Origin of the sequence: Staphylococcus sp. GDY8P57P (assembly GCF_017892585.1) — a bacterium.
Taxonomy (GTDB): Bacteria; Bacillota; Bacilli; order Staphylococcales; family Staphylococcaceae; genus Staphylococcus; species Staphylococcus borealis.
In genome coordinates this window covers 1-21632 of sequence record NZ_JAESLK010000009.1, presented here as the reverse complement: position 1 = coordinate 21632, position 21632 = coordinate 1, and the positions used below count along the sequence as shown (strand labels likewise).

Sequence of the window (21632 nt, the reverse complement as noted above, 5' to 3'; positions counted from 1 at the left end):
GAGGGAGCAGGATGAGTGTCGAGACCAAGGCTCGACCCAGCCCCCTAGGCAAGCGTCTCAACTTAAGTGAAATGAAAATTCATTTAAGAACTACTTTAGAGACAGCACCCCAGGAACGCGAAGTAACTTATGTGAGTGTTTATCTATCTAAGAACTATTTTACAAGACCAAGGCTCGACCCAGCCCCCTAGGCAAGCATCACAACAGAATGAGTAAATGTTCATCTAAGCATTTCTTTAGAGGACTACAGGCACGAGCCTTGCGAGCCAACAATTCAGAGTATTGTAAATAAATAAGCCAGTAAATGAATTAGTTAAAACTCATTTACTGGCTATTTCTCTAGGAATGATGTCCCAGTCTCTTTTTGTTTAATGAATATTACTTCTTAGTATCATCGTCGTTGTTAGTGAATTTATCTTTGATTTTCTCAGTTAATGAAGCGTCTTCTTCATTTTTATCTTCTGGATCTTTATCAACTTTGTAGTTTTCATCTTTACCAGTTGCTGTTTGTTTATATTCATAAGTTGTATCTTCGTTGTAGTGGTTTTGGTTATTATCATCATGGTCTAATGCTGCTTCTTCAGGCGTTTGGCCTTTAATCACATGTCTTTGATGAATAATTGCATTAATTTCGGCACCTATGATGATGATAAAACTTGTTAAATATAACCAAATTAAAAGGATGATAATCCCTGCGATACTGCCGTATGTTTTTGAATAGTTTCCAAAATTAGAAATATAGAAACCGAATGCGAAAGATCCAATTAACCAGATAACCGATGTGAATATCGCCCCTGGTAATACAGATTTTAATTTCGTTTTAACATTTGGCGCTACTGAGTATAGAATTGTAAAAAGAATCAAAATAATGATTAATGGAAGTACAATTCTAATTAAACTGAAAACCCATTTGACTTGATCATCTAATCCTAGGGGACCAAATAAGAAATGAGCGATAACTGAACCCATTGTTGGTAGTGCCATAGCTACTAAAAATACTACACCTAACACAATTGTAAATACAACACTTAATAACTTTAATAGAATACCGTTTCTATTATCTTCTACATCATAAGCAACATTAAATGAGTTCATGATTGCAGTCATACCATTTGAAGCTGACCAAATTGCTAAGATTAACCCGATAGATAGTAAACCGCCACTTGAATTTTTAGTGACATCGCTAATGACACCTTGAATTAGACTAGACGTGTCAGCGGGTGCGTTACTTAGTAAACCAGTAATTTGGCTTTGATCTAAGTTGAATAGTGGTAATAAAGTTAATAAAAAGATTAGCATAGGGAACATAGCTAATACAAAATGATAAGTCATTTGTGCAGCTAAACCTGATGCATCATCTTTTCCTATACGATAGATTAAATATGAGAGAAAATTAGATTTCTTTGTATATTTAGCTGGTTTATTTAATCGTGATACAAAAAAGACTTGATTATCTTTTTTGGGTTCTTTAGATTGAAATTCTTGTGGTTCGACATATGTACGATCAACATTTATTTTATCTTGATTCTTCTCTTGTTCTTCTTTAATAGAGTTAAGATATTTTGAGTTCAATTTATTTTCTTTTGACATAACAATCTCCTTTGCTTTAACCACATACATAAATAAAAAGTAAAAGAAGCGGGACAGAAACCTGTTATATTAGAAGATTTCATTGTCCCGCTTTACTATGAGTGAAAATCAAAATTGATATGATTCACTTTTAGTTATTGCTTATGATCGCTAACATGTTAGACGATGTAGCAATCGTAAGCAATCAATTATTGACCAATGCGGTTATTCTTACGGTTAACGAAAGTATCTTTCGCATCTTTAATTGATTTTTCTAATTCTGGATTATTACGACGAATTTCTTCAATTGTATCTTTCCAATATAAAACTTCGTCTTTAATAGAATTAAATTTAGAAGGTTTACGTGAACGATTACCTTCTTTAATATCTTTTACAGATTGAACTAATGCATTACGTGTTGATTTGTCTGCTAACGTAGCAGCACCACCAACAAGTGCACCTATTAGAATACCAGGAATTAATTTGTTTTCCATTTCATTTACCCCTCTTTCAAATTTGCATCTTTAACGATGAAATCAATTAGATTATCACAAGATGATTGTACCATTTCATATACACCATCAAAATTATTTGTGTAGTAAGGATCTGGTACATCACTCTCTTCCATATTACTAAATTCAAGTAATTTGAACAATTTTCCTTTTAGGTTAGGATTGATGTTTTTGATATTATCAACATTACTTTGATCCATGGCAATAATATAATCAAAATCATCATTCGGTTCAAACAACTCACTAATCATACCATCAAAAGGTATATTATGGCGATTAAGAATATCTTGAGTACCTTCATGAGGCGGTTCTCCAAGGTTCCATTTGCCAGTGCCTCTTGAATAAACATTAACACCTGAAACATGTCTATCTTTCAAGCGTTGACGCATGATTGCTTCAGCCATAGGAGAGCGACATATGTTTCCAAGACATACAAATGCTATATCTACCATACTCTATTCCCCCTAATCTGTTATATATAAACCATTTTATAGTTATTTTAAAATTTTATAAAGACATAATATTACTTTATTCGATAAAAGTTTGTTAAATCGTCATACTTTGATAAAATATTGTATTAAAGAGGTGATAACGTGACTCAAAATAATAATAAAGAAATGATTGCAGAGATTAGAAAAAAGTTAAACATCGTTAATCAAGGATTATTAAATCCTGATAAATTTGAAGAAGCCAATCAACAAGATGTAGAGGAAATATACAATTTTGTAATGTCTAAAGATTCTTTTTCACCAAGTGAAGTGACAGCGATTGCTGACGAATTAGGCAACTTACGTCAAGATTAAGGAGGATGCGCATATGACTTCATTAAGTTATAACGAGAAATTACAACAATATGCAGAATTATTAGTGAAAATTGGCATGAACGTACAACCTAAACAACCTGTGTTTATTAGATCTTCAGTGGATGCTATCGAGTTGACGCGATTAATTGTTGAAGAATCATATAAAGCAGGAGCTTCTGACGTTAAAGTTGTATATGCTGATTCTAGATTAAATAGACTTAAGTTCGAATATGAATCGGTCGATTATTTTGAACATCAAGCTGTAAAATCATATGAAGTAGATGAACGAATGGATTATGCTAATCGTGGTGCAGCTAATTTAGCCTTATTAAGCGGAGACCCTAACTTATTAAACGGTATAGATGCAGAAAAACTGAAAGCATATCAAATGAGTTATAGTCATGCATTCAAAGGTTATATGGAAGGAAGTCAGAAGAATCAATTTCCATGGGTAGTTGCAGCCTTTCCTTCTAAAGATTGGGCGAAACGTGTTTATCCAGAATTAGACGAAACAGCTGCACTGGAGAAATTTATTGATGAAGTATTTGATATCGTAAGAATTGATGGAAATGATCCTATTGAAAATTGGAAGCATCATATCGAAAACTTAAGTGTACATGCTAAACAAATGCAAGACAAAAATTATAAAGCCTTACACTATCAATCAGATGGAACAGACTTAGTCGTTGGTCTTCCTAAAGGGCATATATGGGAAGATGCTACAAGCTATGTAAATGGTAATCAACAAGCATTTATAGCGAATATACCAACTGAAGAAGTCTTTACAGCCCCTGATCGTAATAATGTCAATGGATACGTGACGAATAAATTACCACTAAGTTATAATGGTACAATTATTGATGGCTTTACATTAACGTTTAAAGATGGACAAATTGTAGATTTCAAAGCGGAAAAAGGCGAAGAGGTACTTAGAGATCTGATTAACACAGATGAAGGGGCTAAACGATTAGGTGAAGTTGCCTTAGTACCTGACGATTCTCCAATTTCAAATCGTAATACTATTTTTTACAATACACTTTTTGATGAGAATGCATCGTGCCATTTAGCTATTGGTTCGGCATATGGCTTTAATGTTGAAGGTGGTACAGAAATGACGACGGAAGAAAAAGTTGCCAGTGGCTTAAATGACTCAAATGTGCACGTTGATTTCATGATAGGTAGTGCTGATTTAACAATTTATGGAATTAAACAGGATGGCTCTAAAGAATTAGTGTTTAAAAATGGTAATTGGGCACAATAAAAATAGAAATTAATATAAAAGAGGTATAACGCATGTCAAATTCTCAAGATAATCGAAAATCAATGTCTGAATCGAAAAGTTTTAAAGCTAAGCAAGTATTTCCTCAAGACACCAATCATCATCACACAATGTTTGGTGGGTCATTGATGGCTAATATAGATGAAATAGCAGCTATTACAGCAATGAAACATGCTAACGCTCAAGTAGTAACAGCTTCAACAGATTCGGTTGATTTTTTAAGACCAATCAAAACAGGAGATATAACTTCTTATGAAGCAATGGTCAGTTATGCAGGTACGAGTTCAATGGAAGTTTGTGTACAAATTATCATTGAAGATGTTTTAAATAAAGAAAAGCATTTAGCAGCCTTAAGTTTCCTTACTTTCGTTGCATTAGATGATAATGGGAAACCAGTCAAAGTACCAGATGTTTATCCAGAAACAAAAATAGAAAAATGGTTTTATGAAAGTGCACCTAAACGTGTTCAACGTCGTAAAGATAGAAGAGAAGAAAGTAAAAGTACTATCGAATTTTTATCAAACGCGCAACATATTGAAGAAATTTAAACTGTGTGAAGCGGCTTGCAATATAGATAGTATAGTTTAAAAGAGTATAAATAAGCACCACATAAAATAATATTAGCGTAAATTTATTTTATGTGGTGCTTATTATATTTGCTTGAAATGAATTAACTGAAAATATTTTCAGTATGCATTTCAATCTCATTTTTTCTGAAATCAGTGTTTGGATAGTACATATTTTTAACTAGAACGTTAGGACCTAAACAGTGAAACGCCTCACAATGACAATTGAGCGATTGCGCTAAATCTGATGTAAGCCATTTATTAAATACGTCTGTTAATTTGTCAGTTTTAATATTTGAAATTGTACCATTTTCATCTCCGAAATCAGTCACAATCACATCCCCACTAAAGACATTAACATTCAGGCGACTACGTCCATCTGGATCATTACGTGTCGTAACATTTTTAGCATTGCCTAAACGCTGTAACAATGCTTGGTCGTTTTCATCATTTATACATGGATAAATAGGTAATGTACCAAATAACATCCATATATTTTCATCTCTAATGTCTAATAAATGATGAATCGCTTGTTTCATTTCTTTTAAAGAAAGCACATTTAATTGACTTGCAAAATCTGCAGGATACATTGGATGAACTTCATGGCGACTGCATTTCATGTCATTAACGATTTCATTGTGAATTTTATCTAAATAAGGTAATGTACTTTGATTTAACATCGTTTCAGCTGAAACAAACATACCTTGACTTGATAATGTACTTGCATTCTCTAACATCTGTTCATATAATTTTAATTTTGCTTTTAAAGGAGGTTGCTTCTTCATTGCGCCGAAACCTACATCAGTAAATTCTTGAATTGTACCCCAGTTATGAGAGATATGCATAACATCTATGTATTCAGCTATATCTAAATAACGATCTTGCGGTAGTGTTAAATTAGAATTCATTTGAACATATATACCACGATCTTGTGCATATTTTAACAGAGGTTTAACAATGTTTTTAATTGATTTTTTTGAGAACATTGGTTCGCCACCTGTTATTGACATAGTTCGTAAGTGAGGTATTTCATCTAAACGACGATAAATGATATCCATAGGTAAAGCATCTGGATCTTTAGTTTGTAAAGTATAGCCAACAGCACAGTGACTACATCTCATATTACATAATGTAGTAGTAGTAAACTCTATATTACTTAGTGTTAACTGGCCGTGTGTTTTAACATCGTTGTATGCTTCCCATGGATCGTTGTTAATTGAAATGGATTTTTTCTGATTTGTCATCCACATATTTATTACTCCTAAACATAAAAAAATTCCTTAATCCGTTGCAAAAGTACAGTAAACATTATTAAGATTATATCGCTTTTTGTCAAATTCTGTTAGGATAAAACTAACGTATAGTTTAATAAATATATAAATTAACGAGGAGAAATAGTTATGAATGAACAACAAACAATGGAACAAATTAAAACAAGATTATCAAAATTTTTAGAAGATATTGACCATGTAAATCCCGATGAAGTAAGCGTTGAAGATATAGATGAATGGATTGGATTACTAGACCAATTAGAAGAAAAAGTTAAACAAGTTTCTAAATAAATTGAAATACTTCAATCTATGTATGTTTAATATCACTTAATTTCGTCTATATAATTAGTATAATTCGAACAAGAAAGGTGATTGACTAATGGCTAAAAAAGTAGCAATTATTTTATCAAATGAATTCGAAGATATCGAATTAACTAGCCCTAAAGAAGCAATTGAAGAAGCTGGTTTCGAAACTGAAATTATTGGTGACACTGCAAATGCAGAAGTAGTAGGTAAACACGGTGAAAAAGTTACTGTTGATGTAAGTATTGCAGATGCAAAACCAGAAGATTACGATGGACTACTTATTCCTGGTGGATTCTCACCAGATCATCTTCGCGGTGATGCAGAAGGTCGTTATGGCACATTTGCTAAATACTTCACTAAAAATGATGTGCCAGCCTTTGCGATTTGCCACGGCCCTCAAATTTTAATAGATACAGATGACTTAAATGGACGCACACTTACTGCTGTATTAAATGTACGTAAAGATTTATCAAATGCAGGTGCAAATGTCGTAGACGAATCAGTTGTAGTTGATAATAATATCGTTACAAGTCGTACACCAGACGACTTAGATGATTTTAATAGAGAAATTGTTAAACAACTTCAAGCATAAATTTTATTGTTTCTTAGACTTAAAATTAATTTGAAACATGCATGTTGCTATAAAGCAAATGTATAAGTCATAGAACTGAGAAGAGGCTGTAAAGCTTCTCTCAGTTCTTTTTTATTGTGATTAGGATGTTCGTCAACGATTGATTTAAAATGGCTTTAAACAATCTTTCCTCATACACCTTGGGACTGATTTTTCATGATAGGTATAGCTTAATCTAAAAACTACTGTTAAACTCACAGTTATAGAGTGAGTTTTAGTAAAGGAGCTACCACATGAAAAGAAGCCAAAGAATGAACAACTCGCCTGAGAGACATTCACATTACCGTAATGAACCTCATTACAATACGTATTATCAACCTGTAGGTAAACCACCCAAAAAGAAAAAGAGTAAACGTATATTTTTAAGAATATTTATTATATTTATCATCATATTTGCATTGTTTATTGGGTTAATGTATTTCTTATCTTCGAGAGCAAATGTTGATGACCTTAAAACAATTGAAAACAAAAGTAATTATGTTTCTTCAGACAATATGCCGGATTATGTAAAAGGTGCTTTTATTTCGATGGAAGATGAACGTTTTTATAAACACCATGGATTTGACGTCAAAGGAACAACACGAGCATTATTCTCAACGATAGGTGATAGAGACGTTCAAGGCGGAAGTACAATTACACAACAAACTGTGAAGAATTATTATTACGACAATGAGCGTTCCTTTACTCGGAAATTAAAGGAATTGTTTGTAGCACATAAAGTAGAACAACAATATAGTAAAAATGAAATATTGAGTTTCTACTTAAATAACATTTATTATGGTAGTGATCAATATACAATTGAGGGTGCTGCGAACTATTATTATGGAACAACAGTAAATAAGAATAATAGCAATATGCCTCAAATCACTGTCTTACAAAGTGCGATTCTAGCAAGTAAAGTCAATGCACCGAGTGTTTATGATATAAGTAATATGTCTGACAATTTTAAAAATAGAATTAAAACCAATCTTGAAAAGATGAAACAGCAGGCGTATATTTCAGATAGTCAATATCAAGAAGCGTTAAGTCAATTAAATAACTATTGATTGTAAATCTTGAAAAAATAAATTTTATATTTGTGTAAGTCCTCATAAAGGAGTCATTTTAATAATAACCTTTATGAGGTTTTTTTATGGGTAAAACATTTTGTGTAATGCGTTAAGTGATATAAAATAATGTGTGTTAGATAAATCAAAGTAAAGGTGGTGGAGGAATTGCCTAAAATTACTAAAATAGAAGTACAGAAGAACAATAAAGAGCGATTTAACTTATTCTTGGACGGCGCTTTTGAAATGGGAATCGATATTAATACACTTGTAAAATTTAATTTAAAAAAAGGGCAAATTTTTGAGCCATCTGATATGGAGAAGATACAGAAGTATGAGCATTACCGTTTAGGTATTAATATGGCTATACAATACTTATCTTATAAAAAGAGAACTGAAAAAGAAGTGCGACAACATTTACAAAAAAACGAGATTAGTGCATCCGCGATTCAACAAGTTATAGATTATTGTTATAAAGAGGCATATATTAATCATGAAGATTATGCTGAAAGCTTAAAAAATACAATGATACATACTACTGATAAAGGTCCTGAAATTTACAAACAAAAATTATATCAAGTTGGAATTGAACCTAAGATTATTAATACATATGTTCAAATTTATGAAGAAGAACAACCATTTGAAGCGGTTATAAATGTTGCAAATAAAATTATGAGAACGAAGAAAGGTCCTGAAATTAAAGTACGTCAAAAAGTACTTCAAAGCTTAATTCAAAAAGGCTATTCTATGGATATCGCACAACAAGCAATATCTGAATTAGATTTTGAACAAGATGAAGCTTTGTTGGAGGATCTGTTACAAAAAGATCTTGAAAAAATATATACAAAGCAACAACGTAAATATGATGGACAACAATTAGTAATGAAAACTATAGAGTCGCTTATGAGAAAAGGCTATAAATATGATAAAATTAAAGCAAAATTAGAAGAAAGTGGTATTTCAGATGAATGATAAAAAGCTAAGTGAAATGTCTGAACAGGAATTAAGACATGAAATACAGATATATAAAGAAAAGATGCGTAAAGCTGAAATGAACGGCATAATGAATGAATATGATGTTTATCAAAGTAAGGTCATTATTGCAGAAAGTTACTTAGTTGATCGTACCAAAGTTGTACTTGGTAGAATGTATAAACTTAATGATGGAAGCGAGCAATACTTTAAAGTTGAACGATTAAAAGGTGTGTTTGCATGGGGCTATAGAATTAATAGTAAGACCCCTGAAGAAGGATTGCCACTCGCTTTATTAAAAATTTAGAAGGAAGTAACACGAATGGGAAGTTCAATAATCTTAAAAATGCTCAATGTCACGCATTATTATAGAAGTAAAAAAAACAGAAAGTGGTATCTACCATTTGGCTATGCCGCTGAAGACATAGAATTAAACAATATATCGCTACATATATACCAAGGGGAAGCATTAGCTATCATTGGTGAACCAGGATCTTCAAAAACTTTAATAGGTAGAATTATGGCTGGTGACATTAAGCCAGATAGAGGTAAGATTAATCAATCGGTTTCTACGTATTATGGTGATATAAAAGATAAACATTTAATACATATGACTGTAAGACAGTATGTAACTGAAGTTCAACGATTATTTACTTATGAAACAACCTCTCATAATGTTGATCAAATCATTAAGTTCGCACATTTAGATGATAAGTCTTCGGTTCATATTAATGCACTTAGCCATTCAGATTTTGCACAGTTAATTTTAAGTATTGCACGCGTATGTCGAAAGGATTTAATCATTTTAAATCATATCATTGAACATCTCGATGAAGCCTTTTTAGAAAAAGCAAAAAAATTATCAAAAGACTATATTAGTGAAAATAAGTCATTAGTATTTATAGATAATGACTTGGCAAAAGTTGAAAAAGTGAGTAACTATGTTGCTTGGATTTCACATGGACAAGTACGTATGGAAGGCTCACTAAACCAAGTCTTGCCTGTATTTAAAGAGCACGAGCAAGATAGAATGAGCATAGCAAATGATGAAGAACAACTTAATTTTGATTTAGATTGGAAAGAAAGCCGTAGTAGACTTCCGGAAATGAGCTATAATTTCAAAAGAGTTGAACGATATAGACATGCGAAAGTACCTGATTTTGTTGTAAGATTTTGGACGATTTTAATTACGAGTTTAATTTGCTTATTCATTGTAGGCGCATTAGTGATTAATAATGTAGGACGTTTTGACGTTCCAATTATTGAAGCGCAAAAGAAAGTAGAGAATAAAGACCCATTTGAAGAAAAGCTTGCATATGGCATTGTGTTAGATGATTCAATCACTTTAAAAGGGGATTCTAATATCAACGTCCCTAAATATACGTTTTTAACAATCACAGGTGAAAATTCAAAAAGTTATCGCGTCAGCAGTGATGATAAAGATTATGTGGTAGCAAAACATAAATTAGAATATTTTAACCCAGCGGCACTATATGAGTCACATTCTTTCAAAGCGCTATCTCCATATATGAAATCAAATTACAGTAATTATGTAGATTATTTTAATAGCCACTTACATAAGAAACACGATCAAGTTAAAAAAACATTAGTGCCAGATAAAGATTCAAGATATGTTGTTGAAGTAACACAACAACCAATCGATATGTTATTTAATGATCAAAATAAATTAACTGGATTTGTTTTTCCAATAGTTAATAAAGATGAGCTCAAAGATAAATATCATATTACACAGGATTTATGGATTGTTAAGTCGGGGGATGGATATTTAATCGCAGACATGAAAAATAGCAAGTGGATATACATTGAATTGTAGGTGTAAAAATGATAGATAACTTTTTATTATATATTAAACGCTTTCCATCACTAATTGAGTTTACAAAACAACGCATCATAGATACTTGGAAATGGTTTGCTATGCTTTTAATTGCGCAATTAGTTGTATTAGTGATTGCACTAATGACATTATCTTTTATAGGGATTGAGGATATTAGCAAAGCAAGATGGCTATATCGACTCATTGCTATGATGACATTTATTACTCTATTCGCAACGATATTTAAATCTTTTAAAGCGTACAGCCAAGATTATTTAATAACAAAATCATTCCAAGCAACACCATTGGTTACAGCCATTGCAAATGCACTTCTTGGAAGTTTTATTTGTTGTATATTAACGTTGATCGTCGTACTGTTTAAGCCAGTGAATTTCGATGAGTCACTGATTGCATTTATCGTATTTTTTATCATGATGGTCTTATTTATTGTATTTATATCCGTTACTTTAGGATTATTAGATATTATAAACAAGAATATGACAAAGTTATATTTCTTAATTGGAATTATTTGCTTTTTCATTATACCTGTCATATTTATTCCATCTGCAAATGAGAATTTAATGATTCAAATTCTAAAATTGAATCCACTATTTTATTTAATTGACGGTATTGCGACTTCTGCAATATATGGTGTAGTAAATTTGTACAACATTACTTACCATATCTATTTTGTTATTATTTTAGTAATTATAGGTGCGGTTAATTTTATGTTAATGAGATATGTTGCACACTCAAAATATAAATATTCATCTCAAACAATAGCAACAAAAAATAAATAAAAGAGTGAACCAGAATCATAGATAAGATTATGACTCTGGTTCACTCTTTTTAAAAGTTTATTTAGAATATAATTTCTTTTGTAATTTTTCTTCTGTGAAAACCCATCCAATGTATGAATGATCAATATTATTGTCATTATCGACATGTGCAATTGCTGCAAAGCTATAATGGCCTTTATTTAAATAACGTAAATCAACCAGACGAACTTCTGTAGTATCATCGTCTAGCTTTCGAGTTTGCCAACGATAAATAGACGAAAAGTTTAAAAATGTTCTAATATCCTTATTACCTTTGATTTGCCACAATAACGTATCTGGTGAAAATGGTTGTCGCTTAACTTTATCACTAAAAACAACATTTCTACCAAATGATCGGCCTACATAATCATGTTCTTCAGTTTGAATCGCAACACGCCATTCCATAAATTTCATAGTTGGTGCTACAAAAATTTTAACAGGATTGTGTTGTTCTTTAATTTGACTTAATGCTTGTTTCTTTATAATACTTTGCATTTTAAAACGAACAATGTAATAAATGATGAGTACACCTATAATTGGAAAGAACACTGCAAATGGATGAACACCTAGAAGCCAAATCACAATACCTAAACAAAGTATGATAAAAATGATTGGATCAAAGGTATTAATAACACTTAGTTGAATCCATTTGTTTGTTAGTGGGCGTAGTGCTTGGGTACCATATGAATTAAATATATCTACAAAGACATGTAAAAATACCGCTAACTGTGCCCATAACCATATATGCGTAGTATCTACGCCTGGAAAGATTACGTAAATCAAAAATGTAATCAATATCGGCCATAAAATTGTAAATGGTATAGAATGAGTGATACCACGATGATGTGAAATATATGTGGCGTTATTTTTTAATTTTAAAACGGTGTCGCCATCTGGAATTAACGACCCTGCAATTAAGGTCGTGGCTGTGGCTGCCATAGTATTTGCCATAGCTGGGTCTTGACTTGCTAAAGCAGTTAATCCAACACCGATTGCAATGTGCGTGGCTGTATCCATAACGTTCACTCTTTTCATGTTAATTTAATATATATTATAATCTAAAAATTGGAATAACGAAATTAAGAAACATATTAAAATACTGTTCATTTAATATTAAGTGCTCGTAGTGAAGTAAATAAAGCGTATTGAAAGGAAATAATTATGATAAACGATTCTACTTTTAAAAAGAATTTAATACAATGGTTTAATAAGAATCAGAGAGAAATGCCATGGCGTGAAACTTCGAATCCATATTATATCTGGTTAAGTGAAGTTATGCTTCAACAAACACAGGTTAAAACAGTTGTGGACTATTATCACAGATTTATTCAACGTTTTCCAACAATAGAGGAATTAAGTCAGGCAGATGAAGAAGAAGTTCTTAAATATTGGGAAGGATTGGGCTATTATAGTCGCGCACGTAACTTTCATACTGCTGTGAAAGAAGTAGCATCAGAATATCATGGTGTCGTTCCTTCTACACCAGAACAATTTGGGAAATTAAAAGGGGTAGGTCCTTATACTCAAGCAGCAGTTTTAAGTATCGCGTTTAATCAGCCATTAGCAACTGTTGATGGCAATGTCTTTAGAGTATGGTCTAGATTGAATAATGATTCAAGAGATATAAAGTTGCAAAGTACGAGAAAAAGTTATGAACAAGAATTACAGCCTTATGTGTATCAAGAGGCGGGTACATTTAACCAAGCAATGATGGAATTAGGTGCGCTAGTTTGTACACCTAAGAAACCGCTATGTTTATTTTGTCCAGTACAAGAGAACTGTCGTGCTTTTAAAGAAGGCACTGTATTTGAATTACCAGTAAAAACGAAGAACATTAAGAAAAAAACTATTCAACAAGCGGTATTCTTAGTTAGAAATGCCAAAGGTCAATATTTAATGGAGCAACGTCAAGAAAGATTGTTAAATGGCATGTGGCAATTTCCAATGTTTGAAACACCAAATGCTTTAGAACAATTGCAAGAAAAATTGGGATTGTCGTTATCGATAGCTGAGGGAATTGTATTTAAGCTTAAACACCAATTCACACATATGACTTGGGATATTAGTGTCTATAGTACCATTGAGACCGTGACACTGTCAGAATCATTTATGAAAGATAACCATCTGGAATGGATGGATTTAAATCAGCGACAAGCATATACGTTACCAGTTTCTATGGATAAGATATACCAATACATTAACGGCTAAGACTTTCTAATTTGTGTATAACTTGAGTGAAAATAACAACGCATCTGTAAAGACTTATTTAAAAATATGATATAATCTAAAGTGCGAAAATTACTAAAAGGGTGGTGTGGAGTATGGTAAAAGAATCCATACCTAAAGAAGGCGAAAATATAAAAATTCAAAGTTACAAACACGACGGTAACATCCATAGAGTATGGTCTGAAACAACAATCTTAAAAGGCACAGACCATGTGATTATTGGAGGGAATGATCACACTTTAGTTACTGAAAGTGACGGTCGTACATGGATTACGAGAGAACCAGCTATCGTGTATTTTCATTCAGAATATTGGTTTAATGTCATTTGTATGTTTAGAGAGGATGGCATTTATTACTACTGTAATCTATCATCGCCTTTCGTTTGTGACGAAGAAGCTTTGAAATACATTGATTATGATTTAGATATTAAGGTATATCCTAATGGAAAATATCATTTATTAGATGAAGATGAGTATGAACAGCATATGAATCAGATGAATTATCCACATGATATAGATGTTATTTTACGCCGTAATGTAGATATTTTACAACAGTGGATTGAACAGAAAAAAGGACCATTCGCTCCAGATTTTATAAAAGTTTGGAAAGAGCGATATAAAAAAATCCGTAATTATTAAGCATAAAAGATGTAATTGTTACATATTTGTTTTATAGTACTTGAGTGATAATAACAAGAGGTTGAATTTACTTTGATGATACAAATGTATTGTTTGGGATCAAAGTTTCAACCTCTATTAATTTTTTAAAAATATAATTGTGATCATCATAGGGGGGAGTAGTATGATACGACGCTATTTAGAATTTGTTAAACCATACAAATATCGAATAATAGCTACGATAATTATTGGGATTATCAAATTCGGCATTCCTATGTTAATTCCTCTACTTATCAAATATGCAATTGACGGCGTTATTAATAATAGTGCACTTTCAACGAATGAAAAGTTTCAACATTTAAGTGTAGCTATCGGCATAGCGTTATTTATTTTCTTAATTGTCAGACCACCAATAGAATATCTACGACAATATCTTGCACAATGGACGAGTAACAAAATTCTATATGATATTAGAAAACGTCTATATGATCATTTGCAAGCGCTAAGTGCAAGATTTTATGCAAATAATCAAGTTGGACAAGTGATATCGAGAGTCATTAATGATGTTGAGCAAACGAAAGACTTTATATTAACTGGTTTAATGAACATTTGGCTAGATTGCATAACAATCATCATTGCACTATCTATTATGTTCTTCCTAGATGTGAAGTTAACTTTCGCGGCAATCATTATTTTCCCATTCTATATTCTCACAGTCTATTTCTTCTTTGGACGCTTAAGAAAATTGACGCGTAAACGTTCGCAAGCATTAGCTGAAGTACAAGGATTTCTACATGAACGTGTACAAGGGATGTCAGTAATTAAAAGTTTTGCAATTGAGGATAATGAAGCTAAAAATTTCGACCATAAAAATAAACATTTCTTAAATCGTGCATTTCAACATACGTCATGGAATGCATACTCATTTGCGGCGATTAATACAGTTACAGATTTAGGACCTATAATTGTTATTGGCTTTGGATCATATTTAGCAATCAATGGTTCAATTACTGTTGGTACACTTGCAGCTTTTGTTGGCTATTTGGAACAATTATTTGGACCGTTAAGAAGACTAGTTGCTTCATTTACAACATTAACTCAAAGTTTTGCGTCAATGGATAGGGTGTTTCAGTTAATGGATGAAGATTATGATATAAAAAATGGTATTGGCGCTCAGCCTATTGAAATTAAACAAGGTCATATAGAATTGAAAAACGTTAGTTTCAAATATAATGAAGATGAATCAACAATATTAAAAAATATCAATCTCAATATAAACAAAGGAGATACCGTAGCTTTTGTTGGTATGAGTGGTGGTGGTAAATCAACTTTAATTAACTTGATACCACGCTTCTACGATGTAACTGAAGGTGAAATAAGAATAGATGATCACAATGTTAAAGACTTTTTGACCGGTAGTTTAAGAAATCAAATTGGTTTAGTACAGCAAGATAATATTCTTTTCTCAGATACAGTTAGAGAAAATATATTATTAGGACGCCCAGATGCTAGTGAAGAAGAAATAATTGAAGCGGCTAAAATGGCCAATGCACATGATTTTATTATGAATCTTCATGATGGCTATGATACTGAAGTAGGGGAACGTGGCGTTAAACTATCTGGTGGACAGAAACAACGTCTTTCAATTGCAAGAATCTTTTTAAATAATCCACCTATATTAATTTTAGATGAAGCTACTTCAGCATTAGATTTAGAGAGTGAAGCGATAATTCAAGAAGCGTTGGATGTGCTTAGTAAAGATAGAACAACACTTATTGTTGCACATAGACTCTCAACGATTACACATGCGGATAAGATAATTGTAATGCAAAACGGTCAAATCGTTGAAACAGGCACACACCAAGAACTAATAGATAAAAAAGGTGCTTATGAGCATCTCTATAGTATACAAAATTTATAATAATAAATAAGCGTTCACTGAACTTTATTGATTCAGTGAACGCTTATTATTATAAGTCAAAATCTTCATCGGCTATATCTATTTCAGTATCATTTCGATGATACGTGAAGAAACTTAATCTTAAACGATCTAAATGTTCTAGATAATAACGATATTCTTCAATTGTAGCAATAATTTGCATAATATTAGAATAAGAATAGTCGACTTGGTAAGGATTTTGAATTAATTGTTGTTGAAAAGCATCCATTAGGTCTTTCTTTTGAGGATTCATGATTTGATTATCAAAATGTTCTACATTATATCGTGCCTTCTTCGACAAACTTTTTAGAATTTGTTCATGATACGCTGTTAAAGAATCTAATTCTAATTTGATTTGAAATATCAAATTGTAATTTAAGTTATGAAGATCATTCTGATATCTAGCCATTCGATTAAGCACTTCATATGCTTGTCTGGTTGTACCTACAACTTCTTTAAATAAAATTTTCTTTCTATTTTGTTGGAAGGCTGCTTTTCTAGTTAGTGCTTTCTCTTCATTGTAATAATTAAAAATCTGTTCAAGTTTTGAAATGCGTGATTCAATTTGTTCTCCATCTTCTTTTATCTGATGATAGTCAGAAGCGTCATTTAATACAAGCTTAAACCAAATAAATATATCAGAAGCAATATTTACCGAGTTGTGATATATCTTGGTTTCAAATTTAGGTGGTAAAAATATTAAGTTAACTACAGAAGCACTTACGACACCAATCATTACTAGAATGAATCTAAAAGCCGCTGTTACATAGAATGATCCTGTATGTTGCCCCATTATAATGAGTGCAGTGACACCTGCAAGTGTAGCAACATGAGCTAAATTTATTTTATATAAAATAGCAATTAATAAAATAACAGTGACGCCCATAATCACAATATTTTTACCGAAAATGGTTACCATGATGACTGCTAATAAAGCACCAATGACATTACCTGTAGCCTGTTCTGAAATCGTTTTGATGGAACGATATATATTAGGTTGCATAGCAACAATCGCACTAATACCCGCTACAGATTTTAATCCGACATTATCAGGTAAAAAAGAAGCTATAAACAAAGCGAGAATAATTGCAATACCAGTCTTTAGTATACGAGCTCCTAGCCTCAACTATAACGCTCCTTTAAATATAATTTTGATAATAATATTTTAAACTAGTATACACTTGAAGACTGAAATGATACAAGTTTTTGTTTCTAATAAAAAAACTACAATAAAACTGTTCTTCAAATTTGAACAGCTTTATTGTAGGCCATCAGTTGATTATTTCATTTGACTAAATGCATAATCAGCAGCTTTTAATGTCTCATCAATATCTTCTTCAGTGTGTTCTGTAGTTAAGAACCATGCCTCAAATTTAGAAGGTGCTAAATTAATACCTTGATTTAGCATTAATTTAAAGAATTTAGCAAATGCTTCACCATCTGAATTTTCAACTTGTTCATAGTGCGTAATCGTTTCATTAGTAAAATAAAGCGTCAATGAACCGTATACACGATTTATAGTAGCGGTGATATGATGTTTCTCTATCAATTTTAATAAGCCATCTTCAAGTCTTTTCCCTAATTTGTCTAATTTTTCATAAACGCCTTCTTGCTCTAATACTTCCAATAATGCAATACCAGCTCTCATAGAAAGTGGGTTGCCGGCCATTGTACCTGCTTGGTATGCAGGACCTAAAGGTGCAACATGTTCCATAATATCTTGTCGACCACCATAGCCTCCAATTGGAAGACCACCGCCAATGATTTTTCCGAAAGCTGTTAGATCAGGATATACATTTAATAAGTCTTGTGCAGCACCATAATGGAAACGGAATGCTGTAATAACCTCGTCATAAATCACCAATGCACCATAATCATGTGTGATTTTATTTACTTCTTCTAAAAATCCAGGTTGTGGTTCTACCATACCAAAGTTACCAACAATAGGTTCTACTAATACTGCTGCAACTTCATTTCCCCAGTGTTTCATAGCTTCTTTATATGATTCAATATCATTAAATGGAACTGTTATTACTTCTTTTGCAACACTTTCGGGAACACCCGCTGAGTCAGGAGAGCCTAATTGTGATGGACCACTTCCTGCAGCAACTAATACTAAGTCTGAGTGACCATGATAAGAGCCCGCAAACTTAATAATTTTATCTCTCTTTGTATAAGCACGTGCAACACGTATTGTTGTCATTACTGCTTCAGTACCAGAGTTAACGAATCGTATTTTTTCAAGTGATGGGATTGCTTCACGTAATTTTTTACTGAATTCAATCTCTAACTCTGTTGGTGTACCATACAATACACCTTTAGCTGCTTGATCTTGAATGGCTTTTGTAATGTGAGGGTGTGCATGACCAGTAATAATTGGGCCATAAGCTTGTAAATAATCAATAAATTTATTGCCATCTACATCATATAAGTATGCACCATGACCTTCGCGCATAACTACAGGCGCACCTCCACCTACCGCTTTATATGAACGTGATGGTGAATTAACGCCACCTAAAATATATTCATTTGATAATTGTTGCAGACGTTCACTCTCAGTGAATTTCATCTTATTTCAACCTCTCTTATTTTAATATTATTCATTACTATCGTATCATATAATTAATACGATTAAGAAATAGGTGATAAGATGTTTAAAAAAGGTGACAAATTTCCAGAATTCAAATTAGAGAATCAAAATGGAGAATGTATTACAAATGAAACAATAAAAGGAAGCAAAACAATTTTATATTTTTATCCACGTGATAATACGCCAACGTGTACGACTGAAGCATGTGATTTTAGAGATAATTTAGATAGATTTAATGAATTAGATGTACAAGTTTATGGTGTCAGTGCAGATACTAAGAAAAAGCATCAAAACTTTATTGCTAAACATAATCTTAATTTCGACTTATTAGTAGATGAAGATTATGTATTATCTGAAAAAGTTGGTGTTTACCAATTGAAAAAGTCATTCGGTAAAGAATCCATGGGAATTGTACGAACAACTTTTATAATAGATGAAGAAGGTATCATCATTGATGTTATTGAAAAAGTTAAAGTTAAAACACAAATGGAAGAATTAAATCGAATTTTGGGGTGAAAAAATGAAAATAGTTAGTTTAAAGCGACTTGGAGAAATAGAATCAGTACTTAAAAGTGACTATCCAGAATTAGAATTTTACTTTTTCAAAAAAGCCGAAGACATACCTAAAGCATTAAAGGAAGAATTGAATATATTGATTGGTTATGATGGTGGGGTAGATGCAAACTTCATTAATGAGTGCCCAAATTTAAAATGGATTGCTTGGTACGCAACAGGCGTAAATAGTTTACCCTTAGAAACAATTAAGAAAAGAAACATTATTTTAACCAATAGTAGAGGCGTGCAAGCAAAACAAGTTTCAGAGTTTGTTCTTGCATTCATACTTGATGACTATAAGAAAATGCGTACATCATACATTAATCAAATCAATAAAGTATATGACTCTAGACTAACTGGCAAGCGATTGAGTGGAGAACGTGTTTTAATATTAGGGACAGGATCATTAGCACAACAGACCGTTAAATTACTTAAGCCATTTGATATGACTATAGTTGGAATTAGTAGGTCAGGTAAATCCAAAGAAGGATTTGACTGTATTTATAAAATAGAAGAACTTGAAAAACATCTAAATAAAGCTGATATCATCATTAACACCTTACCTGAAACTAATGAAACATATCATTTACTATTAGAGAAACATTTTGAGCTTATGAATGATGAATGTTTATTTATTAATGTAGGTAGGGGAACTGTTGTAAATGAAAAAACACTCATAAAGGCTTTATCACAGAATCAAATTCGACATGCTTATATTGATGTATTTGAAAATGAACCATTGAAACCAGACAATGTGCTGTACAAGTTAGATAATGTAACGCTAACTACGCATATCAGTGGTAATGATAAAAACATTAAAAGAGACGCAACGAAACTTTTTAAGAAGAATTTAGACCATTTTCTCAATAAGAATGATGTAATTGAGAATAAAGTCGATTTATATCATGGTTATTAATGGAAAAGGTTCGTACTTATTGACATTATACTTTCTAAACAGTTATATTAATATCAAGTAATAATTATTATTAACTAGAAAGTGGTGAAAACAATGAGTGCAGAAGTAGAGTCCATTGATCATGAACTAGAAGAATCAATTGCAGCCCTTAGAAGAGCTGGTGTTAGAATTACACCACAACGTCAAGCTATCATTCGTTATCTTATTGCATCTCATTCACATCCGACGGCGGATGAAATTTATCAAGCACTTTCACCTGATTTTCCAAATATTAGTGTTGCGACAATATATAATAATTTAAGAGTGTTTAAAAGTATTGGCATAGTTAAAGAATTAACATATGGAGATGCATCAAGTCGATTTGATTTTAATACTCATAATCATTATCACGTTATCTGTGAGAAATGTGGCAAGATAGTAGACTTCCACTATCCACAACTTGATGAAGTTGAACAACTTGCTCAACACATTACAGAGTTCGACGTAACACATCACCGTATGGAAATATATGGTATCTGTAAAGAATGCAAAGATAAAGAAGAATAATAAGTAGAAGTTTAAATGGAGTAGGTCAGAAAGAATTAAACTTGTTGTTTACTCCTAGTAAAGATGACTAAGAGTGCAAAAGTTTGATATAAGCACTTTTCAAATTAGTTATCTACTACCTAAATGTTAAAGAGGCTGGAACATTTTATTATGTCCCAGCCTCTTTCTTATATTGATCTAAATATGTAGTAGCAATTTCAAAGTAGCTACCTTAATATATAGTGAATATAATGAAGTATTGGCATTATAGTTGAATATTAGATATGAAATTAACAATAAAATGCGTAAATTATACCCTTAATTCAAAACAATACATTAGATGTGAAAAATTAGTCATTATTCTTATGAGGAAATGATTGACGTTCATTTCTAAACTTGATATTATATAAAAGTCGTCAAAAACGAATGTAAACTTTCTTTTCCGGCAAATTAATATCATTAATTTAATGTTAAGAAAGTGTAATTTTGACTATTGAAAAACTTAGCAAGACATTATAAGATATTATTTGTTGAAATAATCAATTAAGTTTTGAACAGAAAATTTTAAAAAATAAATTTAAAAAAGTTCTTGAAATTAGATATTGATTGTTGATATAATTAATAAATGTAATTGCTTTAAATGAACATTGAAAACTG

23 protein-coding genes are annotated in these 21632 nt (G+C 31.7%); 16 read left to right on the top strand and 7 right to left on the bottom strand.

The window, feature by feature from the left end:
- Positions 1-378: 378 nt before the first annotated feature.
- The 3 genes from KA878_RS03945 to KA878_RS03935 form a co-directional block, all read right to left on the bottom strand.
- Positions 379-1590, bottom strand: a complete 1212-nt coding sequence (locus KA878_RS03945; protein WP_193839156.1) for a YihY/virulence factor BrkB family protein — start codon at positions 1588-1590, stop codon at positions 379-381.
- Between the two features lie 188 nt (positions 1591-1778).
- Positions 1779-2063, bottom strand: coding sequence for a YtxH domain-containing protein (locus KA878_RS03940; protein ID WP_053030367.1), 285 nt, complete (start codon positions 2061-2063; stop codon positions 1779-1781).
- Positions 2064-2068: 5 nt separating this feature from the next.
- Complete coding sequence (locus KA878_RS03935) at positions 2069-2533, bottom strand: low molecular weight protein-tyrosine-phosphatase (RefSeq protein WP_193839157.1); 465 nt, start codon at positions 2531-2533, stop codon at positions 2069-2071.
- Between the two features lie 141 nt (positions 2534-2674).
- Here KA878_RS03935 and KA878_RS03930 point away from each other — a divergent pair, with 141 nt between their 5' ends.
- From KA878_RS03930 to KA878_RS03920, 3 genes are read left to right on the top strand one after another with little or no spacing between them, the layout of a single operon-like run.
- A complete protein-coding gene (locus KA878_RS03930; RefSeq protein WP_075108584.1) occupies positions 2675-2884 on the top strand; it encodes a DUF1128 domain-containing protein in 210 nt (69 codons plus the stop codon).
- 13 nt (positions 2885-2897) lie between these two features.
- Entirely contained in the window at positions 2898-4145 is a 1248-nt protein-coding gene (locus KA878_RS03925; RefSeq protein WP_193839158.1) for an aminopeptidase, read from the top strand.
- 32 nt (positions 4146-4177) lie between these two features.
- A complete protein-coding gene (locus KA878_RS03920; protein WP_053030364.1) occupies positions 4178-4711 on the top strand; it encodes an acyl-CoA thioesterase in 534 nt (177 codons plus the stop codon).
- 122 nt (positions 4712-4833) lie between these two features.
- Here KA878_RS03920 and yfkAB read toward each other — a convergent pair whose 3' ends face one another.
- Complete coding sequence (gene yfkAB / locus KA878_RS03915; protein ID WP_193839964.1) at positions 4834-5973, bottom strand: radical SAM/CxCxxxxC motif protein YfkAB; 1140 nt, start codon at positions 5971-5973, stop codon at positions 4834-4836.
- Positions 5974-6129: 156 nt separating this feature from the next.
- Here yfkAB and KA878_RS03910 point away from each other — a divergent pair, with 156 nt between their 5' ends.
- The 7 genes from KA878_RS03910 to KA878_RS03880 all read left to right on the top strand — a co-directional run bounded on the left by KA878_RS03910 (position 6130) and on the right by KA878_RS03880 (position 11589).
- Entirely contained in the window at positions 6130-6291 is a 162-nt protein-coding gene (locus KA878_RS03910) for an SE1561 family protein (protein ID WP_107630250.1), read from the top strand.
- 88 nt (positions 6292-6379) lie between these two features.
- Positions 6380-6898, top strand: a complete 519-nt coding sequence (locus KA878_RS03905) for a type 1 glutamine amidotransferase domain-containing protein (protein ID WP_070854230.1) — start codon at positions 6380-6382, stop codon at positions 6896-6898.
- 272 nt (positions 6899-7170) lie between these two features.
- Positions 7171-7983 carry a monofunctional peptidoglycan glycosyltransferase SgtB gene (sgtB, locus tag KA878_RS03900; protein ID WP_193839159.1) on the top strand — a complete coding sequence of 271 codons (813 nt, stop codon included), beginning with the start codon at positions 7171-7173 and terminating at the stop codon, positions 7981-7983.
- A gap of 168 nt (positions 7984-8151) precedes the next feature.
- Positions 8152-8955 (top strand): recombination regulator RecX, encoded by an 804-nt coding sequence (gene recX, locus KA878_RS03895; RefSeq protein ID WP_193839160.1) that lies wholly within the window; start codon positions 8152-8154, stop codon positions 8953-8955.
- Positions 8948-9262 carry a YfhH family protein gene (locus tag KA878_RS03890; RefSeq protein ID WP_075108589.1) on the top strand — a complete coding sequence of 105 codons (315 nt, stop codon included), beginning with the start codon at positions 8948-8950 and terminating at the stop codon, positions 9260-9262. Before recX ends, KA878_RS03890 begins: the two co-directional genes overlap by 8 nt.
- A 15-nt stretch (positions 9263-9277) precedes the next feature.
- A complete protein-coding gene (locus tag KA878_RS03885; RefSeq protein WP_193839161.1) occupies positions 9278-10789 on the top strand; it encodes an ATP-binding cassette domain-containing protein in 1512 nt (503 codons plus the stop codon).
- A gap of 8 nt (positions 10790-10797) precedes the next feature.
- Entirely contained in the window at positions 10798-11589 is a 792-nt protein-coding gene (locus KA878_RS03880; RefSeq protein WP_193839162.1) for a teichoic acid transporter, read from the top strand.
- Positions 11590-11646: 57 nt separating this feature from the next.
- Here the strand turns inward: KA878_RS03880 and KA878_RS03875 are convergent, their stop codons facing one another.
- Positions 11647-12624 (bottom strand): metal-dependent hydrolase, encoded by a 978-nt coding sequence (locus tag KA878_RS03875; protein ID WP_053030356.1) that lies wholly within the window; start codon positions 12622-12624, stop codon positions 11647-11649.
- 144 nt (positions 12625-12768) lie between these two features.
- Between KA878_RS03875 and mutY the strand changes: the two genes are divergently transcribed.
- The 3 genes from mutY to KA878_RS03860 all read left to right on the top strand — a co-directional run bounded on the left by mutY (position 12769) and on the right by KA878_RS03860 (position 16371).
- Positions 12769-13815 (top strand): A/G-specific adenine glycosylase, encoded by a 1047-nt coding sequence (gene mutY / locus KA878_RS03870; RefSeq protein WP_193839163.1) that lies wholly within the window; start codon positions 12769-12771, stop codon positions 13813-13815.
- A 113-nt stretch (positions 13816-13928) separates the two neighbouring features.
- On the top strand, positions 13929-14471 hold the full coding sequence (gene ntdP / locus KA878_RS03865) for a nucleoside tri-diphosphate phosphatase (RefSeq protein ID WP_053030354.1): 543 nt from the start codon (positions 13929-13931) through the stop codon (positions 14469-14471).
- 163 nt (positions 14472-14634) lie between these two features.
- Positions 14635-16371, top strand: a complete 1737-nt coding sequence (locus KA878_RS03860; protein WP_075108594.1) for an ABC transporter ATP-binding protein — start codon at positions 14635-14637, stop codon at positions 16369-16371.
- A gap of 49 nt (positions 16372-16420) precedes the next feature.
- Here the strand turns inward: KA878_RS03860 and KA878_RS03855 are convergent, their stop codons facing one another.
- On the bottom strand, positions 16421-17515 hold the full coding sequence (locus KA878_RS03855; RefSeq protein WP_053030352.1) for an FUSC family protein: 1095 nt from the start codon (positions 17513-17515) through the stop codon (positions 16421-16423).
- Between the two features lie 153 nt (positions 17516-17668).
- Positions 17669-18958, bottom strand: coding sequence for a glutamate-1-semialdehyde 2,1-aminomutase (locus KA878_RS03850; RefSeq protein WP_193839164.1), 1290 nt, complete (start codon positions 18956-18958; stop codon positions 17669-17671).
- Between the two features lie 81 nt (positions 18959-19039).
- On the opposite strand from KA878_RS03850, the gene bcp reads away from it, so the two are divergent.
- The 3 genes from bcp to perR all read left to right on the top strand — a co-directional run bounded on the left by bcp (position 19040) and on the right by perR (position 20996).
- Positions 19040-19495 (top strand): thioredoxin-dependent thiol peroxidase, encoded by a 456-nt coding sequence (gene bcp, locus KA878_RS03845; protein ID WP_053030350.1) that lies wholly within the window; start codon positions 19040-19042, stop codon positions 19493-19495.
- A 4-nt stretch (positions 19496-19499) separates the two neighbouring features.
- Positions 19500-20450 (top strand): NAD(P)-dependent oxidoreductase, encoded by a 951-nt coding sequence (locus KA878_RS03840; RefSeq protein WP_193839165.1) that lies wholly within the window; start codon positions 19500-19502, stop codon positions 20448-20450.
- A gap of 93 nt (positions 20451-20543) precedes the next feature.
- On the top strand, positions 20544-20996 hold the full coding sequence (perR, locus tag KA878_RS03835) for a peroxide-responsive transcriptional repressor PerR (RefSeq protein WP_053030348.1): 453 nt from the start codon (positions 20544-20546) through the stop codon (positions 20994-20996).
- Positions 20997-21632: the final 636 nt, after the last annotated feature.

Coding starts and splice junctions, on each gene's coding strand:
- KA878_RS03945 (WP_193839156.1), bottom strand. CDS start 1,590: ATGTCAAAAGAAAATAAATTGAACTCAAAATATCTTAACTCTATTAAA.
- KA878_RS03940 (WP_053030367.1), bottom strand. CDS start 2,063: ATGGAAAACAAATTAATTCCTGGTATTCTAATAGGTGCACTTGTTGGT.
- KA878_RS03935 (WP_193839157.1), bottom strand. CDS start 2,533: ATGGTAGATATAGCATTTGTATGTCTTGGAAACATATGTCGCTCTCCT.
- KA878_RS03925 (WP_193839158.1), top strand. CDS start 2,898: ATGACTTCATTAAGTTATAACGAGAAATTACAACAATATGCAGAATTA.
- KA878_RS03920 (WP_053030364.1), top strand. CDS start 4,178: ATGTCAAATTCTCAAGATAATCGAAAATCAATGTCTGAATCGAAAAGT.
- yfkAB (WP_193839964.1), bottom strand. CDS start 5,973: ATGACAAATCAGAAAAAATCCATTTCAATTAACAACGATCCATGGGAA.
- KA878_RS03910 (WP_107630250.1), top strand. CDS start 6,130: ATGAATGAACAACAAACAATGGAACAAATTAAAACAAGATTATCAAAA.
- KA878_RS03905 (WP_070854230.1), top strand. CDS start 6,380: ATGGCTAAAAAAGTAGCAATTATTTTATCAAATGAATTCGAAGATATC.
- sgtB (WP_193839159.1), top strand. CDS start 7,171: ATGAAAAGAAGCCAAAGAATGAACAACTCGCCTGAGAGACATTCACAT.
- KA878_RS03890 (WP_075108589.1), top strand. CDS start 8,948: ATGAATGATAAAAAGCTAAGTGAAATGTCTGAACAGGAATTAAGACAT.
- KA878_RS03885 (WP_193839161.1), top strand. CDS start 9,278: ATGGGAAGTTCAATAATCTTAAAAATGCTCAATGTCACGCATTATTAT.
- KA878_RS03880 (WP_193839162.1), top strand. CDS start 10,798: ATGATAGATAACTTTTTATTATATATTAAACGCTTTCCATCACTAATT.
- KA878_RS03875 (WP_053030356.1), bottom strand. CDS start 12,624: ATGGATACAGCCACGCACATTGCAATCGGTGTTGGATTAACTGCTTTA.
- mutY (WP_193839163.1), top strand. CDS start 12,769: ATGATAAACGATTCTACTTTTAAAAAGAATTTAATACAATGGTTTAAT.
- ntdP (WP_053030354.1), top strand. CDS start 13,929: ATGGTAAAAGAATCCATACCTAAAGAAGGCGAAAATATAAAAATTCAA.
- KA878_RS03860 (WP_075108594.1), top strand. CDS start 14,635: ATGATACGACGCTATTTAGAATTTGTTAAACCATACAAATATCGAATA.
- KA878_RS03850 (WP_193839164.1), bottom strand. CDS start 18,958: ATGAAATTCACTGAGAGTGAACGTCTGCAACAATTATCAAATGAATAT.
- bcp (WP_053030350.1), top strand. CDS start 19,040: ATGTTTAAAAAAGGTGACAAATTTCCAGAATTCAAATTAGAGAATCAA.
- KA878_RS03840 (WP_193839165.1), top strand. CDS start 19,500: ATGAAAATAGTTAGTTTAAAGCGACTTGGAGAAATAGAATCAGTACTT.
- perR (WP_053030348.1), top strand. CDS start 20,544: ATGAGTGCAGAAGTAGAGTCCATTGATCATGAACTAGAAGAATCAATT.